Origin of the sequence: Rathayibacter sp. AY2B7, assembly GCF_002931635.1 — a bacterium.
Taxonomy (GTDB): domain Bacteria; phylum Actinomycetota; class Actinomycetes; order Actinomycetales; family Microbacteriaceae; genus Rathayibacter.
On the sequence record NZ_PSUC01000086.1, the window covers coordinates 1 to 16238 of the forward strand.

The window sequence follows — 16238 nt, forward strand, 5'->3', positions numbered from 1 at the left end:
GGAGCGAGTGGGCGCGGGCGGGCGCCTGCCGGGGGGGTGCTGACCTGGCGGGCGGGTGCCGGCCGTGCGTCAGCCCGCCGAGCGGAGGTCCCCGGTCGGTCCCCACACGACTCCCGCGCCGCCCGCATCGCCCTGGTAGTCCTCCGGCGCGACGGTCATCCCGCTCGCGATGAAGTCCGCCGTCGCCGCGCAGTCCGTGACGACCACGTCGCCGTCCGAGCGCGCGAGACCGTAGAGGCAGACGGACTCGTCGGCGAGCTCGGCGGCCGAGAAGGAGTCGAGGCTGAGAGTGGCGAAGTAGTCGACTCCGGCGATGCTGCCCAGGTAGCGCGTCGGGCCCCAGTGGAAGACGCGGAGGCTCGCGAGGGTCGAGAGCGGGCGCGTGGCGACGTCGTCGGGGACCGCCCAGGGCCGGGTGAAGACCTCGAGCGAGGGGCGCGGGGCGAGCGCGACGGAGGCGGCGGTGCCGAGGGCGGCGATCCCGAGCACGGCGGCGAGCGCGGCGACGAGGCCGAGGCGGCGACGCCGGGCGGGGGCAGCGGCGGTGTCTCCGGGCTCCTCGCCCCCGGTCGTGTCGTCGAGGCCGGCTCCGTCGGTCCCGGTCGCCGTGGCGGAACCGCTCCCGTCGGGCGCGACCGAGGAGCCCCCGCGCGACTCCAGTCCCGCGACCGCGGCGTCGAGCGCCTCCTCCTGCTCGCGGAGTCGCGCGCGGAGCAGCGCCAGCTCCCCCAGCGCCGCGGGATCCGCCTCCGCGCTGAACGCCCGGCGCTCGAGCGCGGCTCCTCGCCGGCGCTCCTCCTGAGACGCCCCGTCGCGGCGCCTCTGCAGGGCGGTCCGGCCGCGCCCGGGACCGCCGAGGGCGGCGTCGAGCGGCGCCTCCTCGGACGGCTCGAGCGCGTCGAGCAGCGCGGCCGCGCGCGCGGGCGTGACGCGGACGCCGATTGAGGCCGGCACGTCAGCCCCGGTCGCGGACGGCGCGCGCCAGCGACTCGAGGCGCTCCCGGTACTCCGGCCACCACTCCTCGGGCACGGGCGGCAGGTTGTCGCCGGGCGTGCGGAGCCCGACCCGCCCGTCGATCAGCTCGCGGACGATGTCGGCGTGACCCGCGTGCCGGTGCGTCTCCGCGGTGATGTGGACCAGGATCCGGTGCAGCGTCACGTCGGGGTTCGTCCACCAGGGGACCTGCCCAGGAGCGTCGAGCGGGAGGGCCGCGACCGTCGCGTCGGAGTGGGCCCACACGCGGCGGTACAGCGCGATCACGTCGGCGAGGGACTCGTCCGCGGTCGCCCACATGTCCGAGTTCGGCTCCGACTCGTCCTCCATCCAGGGCATCGGCTCGGGGAACGGCCGGCCGAACACGGCGCCGAGGTAGCCCGCCTCGGTGCCCGCCACGTGCTTCACCAGGCCCAGCAGGTTCGTGCCCGTCGCGACGAGCGGCCGCCGCACGTCGTACTCGTCGAGTCCGTCGAGCTTCTGCAGCAGGGCGTCGCGCCCTTCCTGCAGGTAGCGGAGGAGGGTCTGCTTCGCGTCGTCGCTCATCCCCCCAGCCTGCCGCGCCCGCCGGAGCCGCGCCAGAGCGGTACCCCGACCGCGCCCGCGCCCTGCCGACGCCGTGACAGGTTCACCATGCAGGACGGATCTCCTCGCGAGCACCAGGATCCGCGGATCCACGGGCGGCTGGAGCGATCCGTCCTGAGTTCTGAACACGATCAGGCCCTCCGATCCACTGGCCGCCTGAGCGATCCGTCCTGAGTCCTCGACGGACTCGAGCCTGAACGGCCGCTGCCGCCCGCCGAACCCGACGTTGGATGCGAACCCCCGCTCGGACCGCGCCGGGGCCGCGCCGTGTTCACAACGTAGGAAGGATCGCCCCGCGGGCACCGGGATCCGCGGATCCACGGCCCGCCGAAGCAATCCTTCCTACGTTACGAACGGGATCAGGCCGGAACACCGGCTCCGCACGCTGAGCCCGTCGCTCGGAGCAGGGCCGGGACTGCGCCCAGGAGTGGTCGACGTCGGGCCGGGGCCCGGCCGGGGGGCCGGGCCGTGACGAGGCGGAGACGAGGCCGTGGCGTGTTCACACTGCAGGAGGAATCGCCCCACGGGCACCCGGATCCGCGGATCCACGTGCCAGCGGAGCGATCGTCCTGAGTCCTGAACGGAATGAGCCGGAACGCCCGCTCCCGCCCGCCGAACCCGTCGCCGGAGCAATGCCGGAGCCGCGCTCGGACCGCGCCCGGGCCGGGACGGGGCGCACCGGAGCCCCGGCCTGTCCACAACAGAGGAAGGATCGCGCCGCGGGCACCCGGATCCGCGGGTCCACGGGCCGCCGGAGCGATCCTTTCAGCGTTGTCCACGGGGTCAGGCCGGGACGCCCGCTCCCGCCCGCTGGACCCGCGTGCCGACGAGGCGCTGCGAGGAGGCGTCGACAGCGGCGGCCGCGCCGACCAGCTCGAGCGCCGCCTCCGTCTCGCGGGTCGCGCAGTCCGGGCCCACCCACAGCTCGACGCGGCCGGGCTCGACGATCCGCACGCCCTCGCGTCCGGTGAAGGCCAGGCGCGCGGCCGGGACCTCGAAGCGGACCTCCGCCTCCTCGCCGGGCTCGAGCGCGACCCGCGCGTAGCCGAGCAGCTGCGCCACCGGCCGGGTCACGCTCGCGAACACGTCGCGGGCGTACAGCTGCACCAGGTCGGTGCCCGCCCGCTCGCCCGTGTTGCGGACACGCACGGCTGCCGTGAAGGATCCGTCCGTCGGGGCGGACTCCTCGACCGCCAGCTCCGTCCGGGCGAAGGTCGTGTACGAGAGGCCGTGGCCGAACGGCCGCACCGGCGTGCTGTCGGCGGAGGTCACGTCCGACGGCCCGCCGAGGATCGGGTGCAGGTACGAGAACGGCTGCGCCCCGGCCGAGCGCGGCAGCGAGACCGGCAGGTGGCCGGAGGGGTCGACCCGTCCCGAGACGACGCCCGCGATCGCGCCGGCGCCCTCCTCCCCCGGGAAGAACGCCTGCAGCACGGCGGCGGGAGCCGACGGCCCGTCGAGCGCCCAGCCCACGGCGTAGGGGCGGCCGGTCAGCAGCACGAGCACGACCGGGGTCCCCGTCGCCACGACGGCCTCGACCAGCTCGCGCTGGCGGCCCGGGAGCTCGAGGCTCTCGACGTCGTTGCCCTCGCCGACCGTGCCGCGGCCGAACAGGCCCGCCCGGTCGCCGACGACCACGATCGCCACGTCGGAGTCGGCGGCCGCCCGGACCGCCTCGGCGATCCCGGAGTCGTCGTCCCCCTCGACCGAGCAGCCCTCGGCGAGCAGCAGCTCGGCCGAGCCGAACTCGTCGGCCAGCGCGTCGGCGACCGTCGGGATCTCGAAGCCCAGCGGCACGCCCGGGTGGTGCGCCAGCACGTGGTTGGCGAAGGAGTAGCAGCCCATGAGCGCGGGCGCGCTGTCGGCGTTGGGGCCGATCAGCGCGAGGCGGCGCGGCGCAGCGAGCGGCAGGACGCCGTCGTTGGCGAGCAGCACCACCGACTCCTCGGCCAGGCGGCGGGCGATGTCGCGGTGGGCCGGCGAGTCGAGGTCGATCGACTCGGGGGCGTCGTCGAAGCGCGCGTCGAGCAGGCCGAGCCGCTCCTTCTGCGCGAGCACCCGCAGCACGGCCCGGTCGACGAGCGCCTCGTCGGCCTCCCCGGCCCGGATGCGCGCGGCCAGCGGAGCGAGGAACGCGTCGCCCGTGGGCAGCTCCACGTCGATCCCCGCGGCGAGCGCCAGCTCGGCCGCCTCGCCCAGGTCGGCGGCGACCGCGTGCATGAGGTGGAGGAACGCGACCGAGAAGTAGTCGGCGACGACCACGCCGTCGAAGCCCCAGCGCTCGCGCAGCACGCCCGTGAGGTAGGCGGGCGTCGCTCCGACCGGGTCCCCGTCGATCTCGGCGTAGGAGTTCATCACCGAGCGGGCGCCCCCGTCGCGGATCGCCATCTCGAACGGCGGCAGCAGCACGTCCGCGATCTCGCGCGGTCCGGCGTGCACCGGCGCGTGGTTGCGGCCGCCGCGGGAGGCGGAGTAGCCGATGAAGTGCTTCAGCGTCGCGTCGACGCCGGTGGACTGCAGCCCCTGCACGTACGCGGTGCCGATCGTGCCGACGACGTACGGGTCCTCGGCGATGCACTCGTCGACCCGGCCCCAGCGGGGGTCGCGGATCACGTCGAGCACGGGCGCCAGGCCCTGGTGGATCCCGAGCTCGCGCATCGAGCCGCCGATCACGGCGCCGAGCTCGGCCACGAGCTCCGGGTCGAAGGAGGCGCCCCAGGCGAGAGGAGTCGGGAACGTCGCGGCCTGCCAGGCGGCGAGCCCCGTCAGGCACTCCTCGTGGACGATCGCCGGGATGCCCAGCCGCGTCTCCTCGACCAGCCGGCGCTGCTCCGCCCACAGCCACCGGGCGCGCTCGAGCGGATCGACGGGGCGCGTGCCGTAGACGCGGGTCAGCTGGCCGATCCCCTCACGGGTCGCCTCGGCGTACCCGGTCGCGGTGGCCATCTCGCCGGCGAGCGGGGCGACGACCTCGCCGCCCTGGTCGACCCAGTAGCCGACCAGCTGGGAGAGCTTCTCCTCCAGCGTCATCCGGCCCAGCAGCTCGGTGGTGCGGGCGGACGGGGCCTGGGGGTCCTCTGGTGCGTGCGGTGCGGTCACGGTGCGACCCTCTCTGCGGGTGGGGCGACGGGTGCGGACGGAACGGGGGACGCGGCGGACGGGCGGAGCGATCCGCTCATCCCTTCACCGCCCCCGTCAGCCCGCCGACGATGCGGCGCTCGAAGACGCTGAAGAAGATCAGCGCCGGGATCATCGACAGCGACACGAAGGCCAGCACCTTCGCCGTGTCGACCGAGTACTGCGACGAGAACGCCTGGACTCCGAGCGGGAGCGTGAAGGTGGACTCGTTGTTGAGGATGAACAGGGGCAGCAGGTAGCTGTTCCAGCTCGCGATGAACGCGAGGATCCCCGTGGTGATCACGCCGGGCATCGCCAGGCGCACGACCATGCGGAAGAAGAAGCCGATCCGGCTGCAGCCGTCGATGAAGGCCGCCTCCTGGATCTCGTCCGGGATCGCGCGGAGGAACGGCACCAGGATGATGATCGTCGTCGGCAGGCCGAACGCGATCTGCGGCAGCACCACTCCGGCGAGGGAGTTCATCAGGCCGAGGCTCTTGATCACCAGGTAGAGGGGAGTGATCGCCACGGTCATCGGGAACATCAGGCCGGCGGCGAAGAGCGCGTAGAACACGCCGCGTCCGGTGAAGTCGTAGCGGGCCAGGACGTAGCTCGCCATCAGGCCGAGCACGACCACGCCGAGCGTCGTCGCGAGGCCGGCGATGGTGGAGTTGCCGACCTCCTGCCAGAAGACGCCGCCGGTGATCACGTCGAGGTAGTTCTGCACGTTCCACGGCGAGGGCAGGCCCGCCGGGTCGGTGGTGATCTGCGCGTTCGTGCGGAAGCCGCCGAGGATGATGTACGCCACCGGGGCGAGCATCAGCGCGATCACGACGATCGCCACGACGTAGGCGATCGTGGTGCCGCGGCCCAGGGGCTGCCGGCGCCGCTTCACCGCGAGAGGCCGAGGGGTCTCCGGAGTGATCGGCGGGGCCGTCATCGTCGTGCCGGTCATCGCTTGTCTCCCGTCAGTGCGCCCGCCGTGTCGCGCCGGAGCACGAAGCGCTGGTAGAGCAGCGCCACCACGAGCGAGATCAGGAACAGGACCACCGCGACGGCGTTCCCGTACCCGTAGTTGCCGGCGTTGCGGCCGTTGGTGACCAGGTAGATCGCCATGGTCGAGGTGCCCGCGGTCGAGGACACGTACTGGCCCCAGATGATGTAGACGAGGTCGAACAGCTGCAGTGCGCCGATGATCGACAGGAACGCCCAGATCCGCAGGGTCGGCGCGAGCAGGGGCAGGGTGATCCGCCGCTGCACCTGCCAGTAGGAGGCGCCGTCGATGGCCGCGGCCTCGGACAGCTCCTCGGGGATGCCCTGCAGTCCCGCGAGGAAGAGGATCACGGCGAAGCCGATGTACTTCCACGTGATGATCAGCATCAGCGTCCAGATCGCGATCGCCGGATCCGAGAGCCAGTCCTGCTTCAGCGCGCCGAGGCCGACCTTCTCGAGCAGGCCGTTGACCGCGCCGCTGGTCTGGAGCATCAGGCTCCAGCCGGTGCCGACGACGACCTCCGAGATCACGTACGGCACGAAGATCAGGACGCGGATGATCGACTGCCCGCGCAGCTTGCGGTTCAGCAGCAGCGCCAGGAGGATCGCGACCGGCCCCTGGAGCACGAGCGAGAGCACCACGATGATGCCGTTGTGCGCGAGGGCGTCGTGGAAGGTGGGGTCCTGCAGGATCGTCAGGTAGTTGCGGAAGCCGACGAAGTCCGTCGGCACTCCGTAGCCCTGCCAGCTGAAGAAGCCGTAGTAGGCCGCCATCACGACCGGGAAGATCACGAAGGCGAGGAAGACGATCAGCGCCGGGCCGACCAGGAGCGCGATCTCGAAGCGCCCCGCCCAGCCGACGCTGCGGCGGCGCCGGCGCACCGGAGGCGTCGAGGTGACGCCTCCGGTGCGCGCGGTCCCGCGGGGCTCATCCACTCCGAGGAGCGGGCTCTCGCGGAGTGCCATGGTGGCTAGGCCTTCGCCGCGGCGGCGTTGACGGCCTCGACCAGCTGCTCGGGGTCGCTCTTGCCGGCCAGCAGGTCGACGACTCCGACGTTCAGCGCGTTGCCGACGTTGAGGCCGTAGACGGTGTCGAGCCACTGCGAGACGTACGGGGCCGAGTTGTAGGCATCGAGGATCTGCTGCAGGTACGGCTCGGTGACCGCCTCCTGCGCCACGGTGTTCACCGGGGGCGCATTGAAGGCCGCGTAGTACTCCTTCTGCACGTCGGAGGTGGCCAGGTAGTTGAGGAAGTCGACGCACTCGTCGGGAGCGCCCGCGGAGCAGGAGTAGCCGTCGACGCCGCCCATGATCGCGCCGGCCTCGCCGTCGCCGCCGTCGATCTCGGGGAAGGGGAACCAGCCCAGGTCGGGCAGCGGCTTCTCGTCGGGGGTGAGGGAGGCGATCACGCCCGGGTCCCACGCGCCCATGAGCTCCATCGACGCCTGGTGGTTGGCGAGGAGTCCGGCCGAGCTGCCCGCGCCCTGCTGGGCGGCGGTGGTGAGGAAGCCCTCGTTGAACGGCTCGGTGGCCGAGAAGTCCTGCAGGTCCTCGCCCGCGCGGACCCAGCAGTCGTCCGAGAAGTCCTTGGTGTCGGCCGCCTCGGCCATGGTGTCGGCGCTGCACTCGCGGAGCGCGAAGAAGTAGTACCAGTGCGCGGCGGGCCAGGCGTCCTTCGCGCCGAGCGCGACGGCCTGGGCTCCGCTGCCCTTGATCTTGGTGATCGCGGAGTCGAGCTCATCGATGGTCTTCGGGGTCTCGGTGACGCCCGCCGCCGTGAAGACGTCCTGGCTGTAGAACAGGCCGCCCGGGAGGACGGCGACCGGCATCGCCCAGACCTTGTCGTCGAGCGTGTTCGCCGAGAACGAGCCCTCGGGGATCTCGCTGCGCGCCTGGTCCGAGATGCCGTCGGTGAGGTCCTTCAGCTGTCCGCCCGCGACCATGGCGGCGAGCTTGCCGCCTCCGCGCTGGAGGAAGACGTCGGGGGCGTCGCCCGAGTTGAGCGCCGTCTGGAGCTTGCCGTCGAGGTCCTCGTTCTGGATGGCCTGCGACTCGATGGTCACTCCGGGGTTCGCGGCCTCGAAGTCCGCGATCGTCTTGTCCCAGAACTCCTGGCCGGGGCCCGTGGTCGAGTTCTGCCAGAGGGTCATCGCGACGGTGCCGTCGCTCGATCCCGAGTCCTGGGCCGAGCAGCCGGTGAGGGCCGCGACCGTGCCGAGCAGGGCTGCTGTCGCCACTGCGATCTTCCTGAACTTCATCGTCCAACCGTTCTCTTCATCGAGGGCGCCGCCTGGTGCACCGGCGCCGTGGGGGTTCCCGCCTTCGCGGGTGGAGTCAGTGTCCGCAGTGCTTGCGAAAGTGGTCAAACGTTTTCGAAATGGTTTTCGAAGCACGGGTTACAGTCGGCCACATGACCACCCGACCGACCATCCACGACGTCGCCGCTGCCGCCGGCGTCTCGGTGGCGACGGTGTCCAAGGCCGTGAACGGCCGGTACGGGATCGCACCCGCCACCGCCACCCGCGTGCTCGAGGTCGTGCGCGAGCTCGGCTACGAGTCGAGCCTCGTCGCGAGCAGCATGCGCTCCCGGCGCACCGGCGTGATCGGCGTGCTGGTCGCGGGGTTCGAGCCGTTCAGCGCGGAGATCCTGAAGGGCGTGGGGTCGGTGCTGAAGGAGTCGCGGTTCGACCTGCTCGCCTACTCCGGCTCCCACGAGGGCGAGCAGGAGGGCTGGGAGCGGCGCTCGCTCAGCCGGCTCAGCGGCACCCTCATCGACGGGGCGATCATGGTCACGCCGAGCGTGGTGAGCGCACCCTCCGACATCCCGCTCGTCGCCGTGGACCCGCACACCGGCCGCGCCGACCTGCCGACCGTCGAGTCCGACAACTTCGGCGGCGCCCTGCTCGCCACCCGCCACCTGATCGCGCTCGGGCACCGCCGCATCGGCTTCGTCGCGGGCCGTGGCGATCTCCGCTCGGCTCGGCTGCGCGAGGCCGGCTACCGGGCGGCGCTGGCGGAGGCCGGCATCGCCTTCGACGAGCGCCTGCTGCGGGTGGGCAACTACCACCGCGACACCGCCCGGCGGCCCGCCTCCTCGCTCCTGTCGCTGCCCGACCGCCCGACCGCGGTCTTCGCCGCCAACGACGTCTCGGCGCTGGCGATCATCGAGACCGCCGCGCACCTGGGCCTCGCCGTGCCCCACGACCTGTCGGTGATCGGCTTCGACGACGTGCCCGAGGCCGCTCGCTTCGATCCGCCGCTGACCACCGTCCGCCAGCCGATGCAGACGCTCGGAGCGACCGCCGCCGAGATGCTGATCGCGCTGATGGCCGGGCGCGAGCCGCGCTCGCTGCACGTGCAGCTGCCGACGCAGCTCGTCCGCCGCGCGACGACGGGACCGCCGGCATGAGCGGCGACGGGACCGCCGGCACGGGCGACGAGCTGGAGGACGACGGCCCGACCGCCGTGCACGCCGCCCTCTTCGACGCGCTGGAGCTGGTGGACCTGCCCGCGCTCGAGGCGCTGCTCGACGAGCGCTTCGTGATCGAGCACCCGACCGGCCTGGTGCAGTCGCGGGAGGAGTGGCTCGCCGACATCGACGAGGCGCGCAAGGAGTACCACGAGATCGACCACGTCGAGAGCGCCCTCTCGGGCGGCGCCGCGCACCCGGTGCTCACCTCCCGCACCATCACCGAGGCGACCATCGGCCGCCTGCACGCGACCTGGCGGCTCCAGCTGACGAGCCGCCTCGTCCGCCGCGACGAGGGGTGGGTGATCACGCGGACCGTGGTGACGAGCTGGTGAGGCGGACGGACCGGCGCGTCCGCGGCCGGCCGCGGGCGCGGCGGGCAGGATCGACACCGTGCTCCTCCAGGTCGTGACCCGCTCCGCCCGCCCGGCCGCCGAGATGTTCGACCGGGCGCGCGACATCGACCTGCACATGCGCTCGCAGGCCGGCGCTCGCGAGCGCGCGGTCTCCGGGACGACCACCGGGCTGATCGGGCTCGGCGAGCACGTGACCTGGAGCGCCCGGCACTTCGGCGTCCCGCTCCGGCTGACCAGCGCCGTCACCGCGCTCGACGCCCCGCACTCCTTCGTCGACGAGCAGACCCGCGGGCCCTTCGCGACCTTCCGGCACGAGCACCGCTTCGAGTCCGACGGCTCCGGCTCCGTGATGATCGACCGGCTCGAGTACTCCGCCCCGCTCGGCGTCCTCGGGCGGATCGCGGAGCGGCTGGTGCTCGACCGGCACCTGCGTCGGCTGCTGGAGGAGCGCGGCGCGTTCCTCGCCGGAGGCGACCGGTGAGGCTCCTGATCCGGACCCTGCTGACGCTCGTCGCCGTCGCCGGGGTCCTCTCGCTCGCGACGACCTCGGTCCTGTTCGCGCTGTCCTCCCTCGACACCGGCCGGGACCCCGGCGAGCTGCTCCTCCCGCTGGCCCGAGCGCTTCTGGCGACCGCCGTGACGGCGGCCGTCGGCGGGCTCCCCTACTCCGCGGGACGGGGTCGCGCGCCCTGGCCGGTCCTCTGGTCGGCCTCCACGGTCTGCATCCTCGCGATCGCCTGGATCGTGGTCTCGATCGCGGCGTGGACCGACGCGGGCGACGGGACGGACGCCGTCGTCGCGCTGCTGACCGTGGTGCCCGCCGCCTGCTGCTCGATCGCCGCGGTGCCGGTGACCGAGCTCGTCCTCCGGGTGGGAACGCGCAGGATCGGCGCCCGCTAGCGGATCCGCTCTCGCCGCTTGACGGTGACGCTGCGTCAACCCGTACCGTCGCTTCCATCGCCGCCGGAGTCCCCGGCGACGGGGAGACGGAGCGCGCTGTGGAGCAGGAGTGGACCGTGCACGAGGTGGCGCGGCTGGCCGGCACGACCAGCCGGACGCTGCGGCACTACGGGGCCGAGGGGCTGCTGCCGCCGAGCCGGGTGGGAGCGAACGGGTACCGCTACTACGACGCCGCCGCGCTCGTGACGCTGCAGCGGATCCTGCTGCTGCGCGACCTCGGCCTCGGGCTGCCCGAGATCGGGCGGATCCTGCGGCGCGACACGGAGCCGGTGCTCGCTCTCGAGCGGCACCTCGACGTGCTCCAGGAGGAGCGCCGGCGGATCGACCGCCGCATCCGGGCGGTCGCCGGGACGATCACGACGATGAGAGAGGGGAACGGGCCGATGGCCGAGGAGATGTTCGACGGGTTCGACCACGCGGAGCACCGCGAGGAGGTGGAGCGCCGCTGGGGTGCCCCGGCGTACGCCGTCGGCGACCGCTGGTGGCGCTCGATGAGCGCGGAGGACCGCGAGCGGTGGCAGCGGAGGCAGGCGGACCTCGCCGGCGCGTGGACCGCCGCGGCGGCGAGCGGAGCGGATCCGACGGGGGACGCGGCACTCGCGCTCGCCGAGCGGCACCGGGCCTGGCTCGCGGAGGTGCCGGGGACGCCCCGCGACGCGTCCGGACGGCCGAGCGACGAGTACCTGCTCGGACTCGGCGAGATGTACGCCGCCGACGAGCGGTTCTCGGCGCACTACGGCGGAGTCGCCGGCGCCCGGTTCGTCCGCGATGCGCTGCGGGCACTGGTCGGGCGGCGGGCCTGAGCGGCGGGTCGGGAGGACGGTATCCGCTGGAGCGGACCACGGGTCCCGCGCCCCGACGCCTCCCTCAGGGAATCCCCCTCGATGCAAGCCGTTGAACGCCCCTGCGCCCCCGGGGCACTGTGGTCGCGGAGCCGGTGCCGCGCTCCCGCGAGAGGGAGCGATGGACGACGACACTCTGCTGGGCATCCTGCTGCGCGGGCGGCCGATGACGCTCGACGACGCGGCTCTCGCGACGCACCTCGACCCGTCGGACCTCCGCGCGGCCGTGCAGAGGCTCCGCGACCGCGGGCTCATCGGAGGCGCGGACGACGTCCTCGCCTACCCGCCGCCCGCGGACTGGGCGAACGAGGCCGTCGCGGTGCACACCCGCCGGGTTCGCGACGCGGCCGTGAGCGCGGTCGCCGACATCGAGCGGATCCTCGAGGACCTGCCCGCCGTGCTGCGGGCGTGGTCAGCGGGAGAGACGGCCACCGAGCGGGTGCCCACCGTGCTGCGCCACGGACCGCACACCGCCGAGGACCTGCTCTGGGAGATCTCGGGGAAGCCGTCGAGCACCCTCGTCGCCGTGTTCACCAGCATCGACCGGCTCATGAACTCCTCGCCCGAGCGGGCCCGGCGCTTCAGCGACTCGCTGCGGGAGCTCCGATAATCGAAGTTATGTCAGTTTGTTCGCACACACTCCGCTCGACGGGCTCCGAGGTGTGGTTGCACACGAGCCTCGGAACCCGCCGGAGTCCCGCCGGCTAGGCGCCGGGTGCGAGGCCGAGCTGCGTGAGGATGCCGAGCTCGTCGCTGCTTCCCCAGCGCTCGGCGAGCTTGCCGTCGACGAAGGTGCTGATCTGCATGCCGCGGATCTTCACGGACTTGCCCGTCGGCGCGTGGCCCTGGAACACACCGGTCTGCGTGCCGGTCAGTGTGTAGGCGAACGCGACGCTGTCGTCGTCCGCGACGAGCTTCTCGACCTCGAGTGCCATGTCGGGGAACGCGGTCCGCAGGTCGCCGAAGAACGCGGCGTATCCCTCCGGGCCGGGTGCCTGGCCGGGCGCCGGGTCGTGATCGACCGAGTCGGGCGCGACGAGTGCGTCGAACGCGGCGAAGTCGCCGGCGTTGACCGCCTCGCCGAAGGCCTGCTGGGAGGCGATGTTCTGCTCGCGAGTCATGTGCTGTCACCTGTTCTGCACCGGTCCGGTGCCTCGAGGAGTGGTGCGGGTCGTCAGCGACGGTACGCAAGCCCGTCGAGGGCGGTAAAGGGCTTGCGCGCTCCCCCGGGCGCTTCCCAATGCCGCTTCTCATAAGCGAGATTATGTCAGTTTAGGCGCCGCGCACCTGGAGAGGCATGGCAGTTTGCAGTCGCTGCTGCCGCCGTCGCCTACGCTGACGCCTCCCCGGCGTCCCGTCGGTGCTGGCGGGGTGTGACGCCCTTCTCGGCCAGGAACTGCCGGTTGAAGTTCGAGAGGTTGGTGTAGCCGACCTCGTAGCAGACCGCCGCGATGGACAGCGTCGTCGTCGTGAGGAGGCGCCCTGCGTGGGCGATGCGGAGCTTGCGGATGAGCTCGCTGAAGTTCTGGCCGGTGGCCTTCTTGAAGTACTTCGAGAACGTCGCCTCGTGCATGCCGACGAGGTCCGCTGCTTCGCCGACGCTGACCTGGCCGGCGTGGCCGGCGAAGGCGTACTCGAGGACGATGTCGACGATCGCGGCCGCGCGGTCGTCGAGCTGCGGCATGAAGAACTCCGTCGCCAGCGGGGTGCGGTCGCCGGCGGGTGAGCGAGCGAGCAGCGTGAGGAGCTCGAGGAGGAGCGTCAGCCGCTCGAGTCCGGTCGTGAGCCCGATCCGATTGATGATCGGTGCAGCGACCTCGGCGGTCGCGGGGGCGAACTCGATGCCGCGGGCGCTCTCGGCGAGGAGGGGCCTGATCTCCCGCGCCTCCGGCATGAGCTCGATCCATTTCGCGATCCACGTCGGGTCGATCTGGATCACGGCGTCGCGGTTGACGATCACCTCGTCGGGGGCGAGATCGCTGACCCAGTCGTGCGGCAGACCCGAACCGACGATCGAGACGTGGCCGGCAGAGAAGGTGCCGACGTGGTCGCCGACGATGAACCGCCCGGTCCCCCGCCGGATGAGGTGGATCTCGTACTCGGGGTGGTAGTTCCAGCGTGCCGCGGGCGTGGGGTAGTCGTGCTCGATCCAACGCACGGAGTGGTTCTCGTCGAGCGTGATGACCTCGCGGGCCGCGCGCATGCCGGTGAGACGTTCCGCGAGCATCGTCGCGTGATCGTCGTCTCTGACGGTAGCCACGAACGCAACCGTACAGATTTGCATCAGTTCTGGCCAGGGAGCGAGCTAGAACGCGTCGACGGCTCGATTCACACTCTTCTCCAGGCAGCACGGCTCCCGTCAGGGAAATCAGCTCGGATGCCGGCCGGCTCACCACGACGGTGCGTCGATGCTCGAAGAACGAAGGAGTCCTTTGATGATCACCCGAGGCAGGCGTATCGCCTCCGCCATCGCCGGGACCACGGTCCTCGCGTTCGCTCTCACCGCCTGCGGCGGTGCCGGAGGCGACACCGCTTCCTCCGGTGGCGGCAACGAGGTCAACGTCCTCATGGTCAACAACCCGCAGATGACCGACCTGCAGAAGCTCACCGCCGACAACTTCACCAAGGAGACCGGCATCAAGGTGAACTACACCGTTCTCCCTGAGAACGATGTCCGCGCGAAGATCGCGCAAGAGTTCTCGGCCCAGGCCGGTCAGTACGACGTCGCCAGCATCAGCAACTACGAGGTGCCGACGTTCGCGAAGAACGGCTGGCTGACCCCGCTGGACGACACCGTCGCCGCCAGCGCCGACTTCGACCAGGCCGACGTGCTCGAGCCGATCACGAAGTCCCTCACCGCCGAGGACGGCAGCCTCTACGCCGAGCCGTACTACGGTGAGTCGTCGTTCCTGATGTACCGCACCGACGTCTTCGAGAAGGCCGGCGTCACGATGCCCGACAACCCCACCTGGCAGGAGGTCGCCGACCTCGCCGCGAAGGTCGACGGCGTCGAGCCCGGCATGAAGGGCATCTGCCTCCGCGGCCAGCCCGGCTGGGGCCAGGTCTACGCCCCGCTCACCACCGTGGTGAACACCTTCGGCGGGACCTGGTTCGACGAGGACTGGACCGCGCAGGCCGACAGCCCCGAGTTCACCGAGGCCGTTCAGTTCTACGTCGACCTCGTGCAGCAGCACGGTGAGAGCGGCGCCTCGCAGGCCGGCTACACGGAGTGCCTCAACAACCTGCAGCAGGGCAAGGTCGCGATGTGGTACGACTCCACCGCCGCCGCCGGCTCGCTGGAGGCCGACGACTCGCCCGTGAAGGGCAAGCTCGGCTACGTCGCCGCGCCGGTCGTGGAGACCGAGAGCTCGGGCTGGCTGTACTCGTGGGCCTGGGGCATCCAGAAGGCCGCCAAGAACCAGGACGCCGCCGCGAAGTTCATCGAGTGGGCCTCGAGCAAGGAGTACGAGCAGCTCGTCGGTGAGCAGATCGGCTGGTCCAGCGTCCCCGCCGGCAAGCGCACCTCGACCTACGACAACGCCGACTACCAGGCGTCCGCCGGTGCGTTCTACGAGCAGACCCGCGACGCGATCCAGAGCGCGACTCCCGACAACCCGGGTGTCCAGCCGCGTCCCGCGCCCGGCATCCAGTTCGTCGCGATCCCCGAGTTCGCCGACATGGCCACTCAGGCGTCGCAGTCCATCAGCTCGGCGATCGCCGGGCAGACCTCGGTCGAGGACGCCGTCGCCGACGGCCAGGCCCTCGCGGAGAAGGTCGCCGCGAAGTACCAGAAGTGATCTGACCCTCGGGTGGCGGCCGCTACCGGCGGCCGCCGCCCTCCCCCGCACACTTCCTCCAGCGAGACAAGGACGTCACGATGACCATGACCGAACCGCGCTCCGACGCGCCGACTGCGACCGGATCCGCTCATCCGTTCCGCCGCAGGCCTCAGAAGGACCGCGCGACGACGCTCGCGCGAGCCGGCGACTGGGCCCGCCGCGCTCCCCTGCTCCCCGCTCTGATCTTCGTGATCGCGGTGACCCAGGTGCCGTTCCTCATCACGATCATCGTGTCCCTGTTCAACTGGGAGGCGCTCTACCCGAACGACATCGGGTTCGCCTGGCTCTCGAACTACATCACCGTCTTCTCCGACGAGGCCCTCCGCGGAGCGGTGGTCACCACGATCCTGCTGACCGTGACCGTCGTGCTCGTCAGCCTCCTCTTCGGCCTCGGCATCGCGCTGCTGCTCGACCGCACCTTCTTCGGACGCGGCATCGTGCGCACGATCATGATCGCGCCGTTCCTCGTCGTCCCCGTCGCTGCCGCCCTCGTCTGGAAGCACGCGCTCTACAACCCCGAGTACGGCCTGCTCAACGGCGCCCTGAACTGGTTCTTCGGCCTGTTCGGCGCGACCGCCCCGCAGCCCGACTGGATCGGCAGCAACGCCCTCGTCGCCGTCGAAGCCTCCCTCATCTGGCAGTGGACGCCGTTCATGATGCTGATCCTGCTCGCCGGCCTGCAGAGCCGCCCCCTGGACGTCCTCGAGGCCGCCCGCGTCGACGGCGCGACGACCTGGCAGATCTTCATCCACATGACGCTCCCCCACATGCGCCGCTACCTCGAGCTCGCAGCACTGCTGGGCTCGATCTACATCGTGCAGAACTTCGACGCCGTCTTCACCATCACCTCCGGCGGCCTCGGCACCGCCAACCTGCCGTACACGATCTACCAGCAGTTCTTCCAGGCACAGAACTACGGAGCGGCGTCGGCCGCCGGCGTCGTCGTCCTCATCGGAACGATGGCGATCGCCACCTTCGCGCTGCGCAGGCTGGTGAGGATCATCCAGAGCACCGGGGTGACGAAGAGGAGCCCGATGACCCAGGCGAGCAGGCCCAGGAGGGAGTTCCCGACGCGGGTGCGGG

Annotated in this window: 16 protein-coding genes; 8 read left to right on the top strand and 8 right to left on the bottom strand. The window is 71.8% G+C overall.

Going from position 1 to position 16238, the window contains the following annotated elements:
- Positions 1-69 precede the first annotated feature (69 nt).
- The 6 genes from C5C27_RS13050 to C5C27_RS13075 all read right to left on the bottom strand — a co-directional run bounded on the left by C5C27_RS13050 (position 70) and on the right by C5C27_RS13075 (position 7947).
- Positions 70-954 carry a hypothetical protein gene (locus C5C27_RS13050; protein WP_104314599.1) on the bottom strand — a complete coding sequence of 295 codons (885 nt, stop codon included), beginning with the start codon at positions 952-954 and terminating at the stop codon, positions 70-72.
- 1 nt (position 955) lies between these two features.
- Positions 956-1540, bottom strand: coding sequence for a DinB family protein (locus tag C5C27_RS13055; RefSeq protein WP_104314600.1), 585 nt, complete (start codon positions 1538-1540; stop codon positions 956-958).
- Positions 1541-2362: 822 nt separating this feature from the next.
- Positions 2363-4609, bottom strand: a complete 2247-nt coding sequence (locus C5C27_RS13060) for a glycoside hydrolase family 3 N-terminal domain-containing protein (protein ID WP_104314601.1) — start codon at positions 4607-4609, stop codon at positions 2363-2365.
- Positions 4610-4754: 145 nt separating this feature from the next.
- Entirely contained in the window at positions 4755-5651 is an 897-nt protein-coding gene (locus tag C5C27_RS13065) for a carbohydrate ABC transporter permease (RefSeq protein WP_104224899.1), read from the bottom strand.
- Positions 5648-6655: a carbohydrate ABC transporter permease gene (locus C5C27_RS13070; protein ID WP_104226347.1), complete on the bottom strand. Its 1008-nt coding sequence runs from the start codon at positions 6653-6655 to the stop codon at positions 5648-5650. Before C5C27_RS13070 ends, C5C27_RS13065 begins: the two co-directional genes overlap by 4 nt.
- 5 nt (positions 6656-6660) lie before the next feature.
- Positions 6661-7947: an ABC transporter substrate-binding protein gene (locus C5C27_RS13075; protein WP_104314602.1), complete on the bottom strand. Its 1287-nt coding sequence runs from the start codon at positions 7945-7947 to the stop codon at positions 6661-6663.
- Positions 7948-8099: 152 nt separating this feature from the next.
- On the opposite strand from C5C27_RS13075, the gene C5C27_RS13080 reads away from it, so the two are divergent.
- From C5C27_RS13080 to C5C27_RS13105, 6 genes are all read left to right on the top strand, one after another.
- A complete protein-coding gene (locus tag C5C27_RS13080; protein WP_104314603.1) occupies positions 8100-9098 on the top strand; it encodes a LacI family DNA-binding transcriptional regulator in 999 nt (332 codons plus the stop codon).
- The gene (locus C5C27_RS13085) at positions 9095-9493 is read left to right on the top strand and encodes a nuclear transport factor 2 family protein (protein WP_104239174.1); all 399 of its coding nucleotides are present in this window, start codon (positions 9095-9097) and stop codon (positions 9491-9493) included. Before C5C27_RS13080 ends, C5C27_RS13085 begins: the two co-directional genes overlap by 4 nt.
- Positions 9494-9551: 58 nt before the next feature.
- Entirely contained in the window at positions 9552-9995 is a 444-nt protein-coding gene (locus C5C27_RS13090) for an SRPBCC family protein (RefSeq protein WP_258066738.1), read from the top strand.
- Entirely contained in the window at positions 9992-10414 is a 423-nt protein-coding gene (locus C5C27_RS13095) for a hypothetical protein (RefSeq protein WP_104267643.1), read from the top strand. Before C5C27_RS13090 ends, C5C27_RS13095 begins: the two co-directional genes overlap by 4 nt.
- A gap of 98 nt (positions 10415-10512) precedes the next feature.
- A complete protein-coding gene (locus C5C27_RS13100) occupies positions 10513-11277 on the top strand; it encodes a TipAS antibiotic-recognition domain-containing protein (RefSeq protein ID WP_104314604.1) in 765 nt (254 codons plus the stop codon).
- A 160-nt stretch (positions 11278-11437) separates the two neighbouring features.
- Positions 11438-11926: a hypothetical protein gene (locus C5C27_RS13105; RefSeq protein WP_104314605.1), complete on the top strand. Its 489-nt coding sequence runs from the start codon at positions 11438-11440 to the stop codon at positions 11924-11926.
- Between the two features lie 94 nt (positions 11927-12020).
- Here C5C27_RS13105 and C5C27_RS13110 read toward each other — a convergent pair whose 3' ends face one another.
- Both C5C27_RS13110 and C5C27_RS13115 read right to left on the bottom strand, forming a co-directional pair.
- The gene (locus tag C5C27_RS13110) at positions 12021-12437 is read right to left on the bottom strand and encodes an ester cyclase (protein ID WP_056045707.1); all 417 of its coding nucleotides are present in this window, start codon (positions 12435-12437) and stop codon (positions 12021-12023) included.
- 209 nt (positions 12438-12646) lie between these two features.
- Positions 12647-13576: an AraC family transcriptional regulator gene (locus C5C27_RS13115; RefSeq protein ID WP_258066740.1), complete on the bottom strand. Its 930-nt coding sequence runs from the start codon at positions 13574-13576 to the stop codon at positions 12647-12649.
- Between the two features lie 175 nt (positions 13577-13751).
- Here C5C27_RS13115 and C5C27_RS13120 point away from each other — a divergent pair, with 175 nt between their 5' ends.
- Complete coding sequence (locus C5C27_RS13120) at positions 13752-15113, top strand: sugar ABC transporter substrate-binding protein (protein WP_104314607.1); 1362 nt, start codon at positions 13752-13754, stop codon at positions 15111-15113.
- Positions 15114-15199: 86 nt separating this feature from the next.
- Positions 15200-16238, top strand: a 1039-nt coding sequence (locus tag C5C27_RS13125) for a carbohydrate ABC transporter permease (RefSeq protein ID WP_104314609.1), incomplete at its 3' end; no start/stop codon positions are given.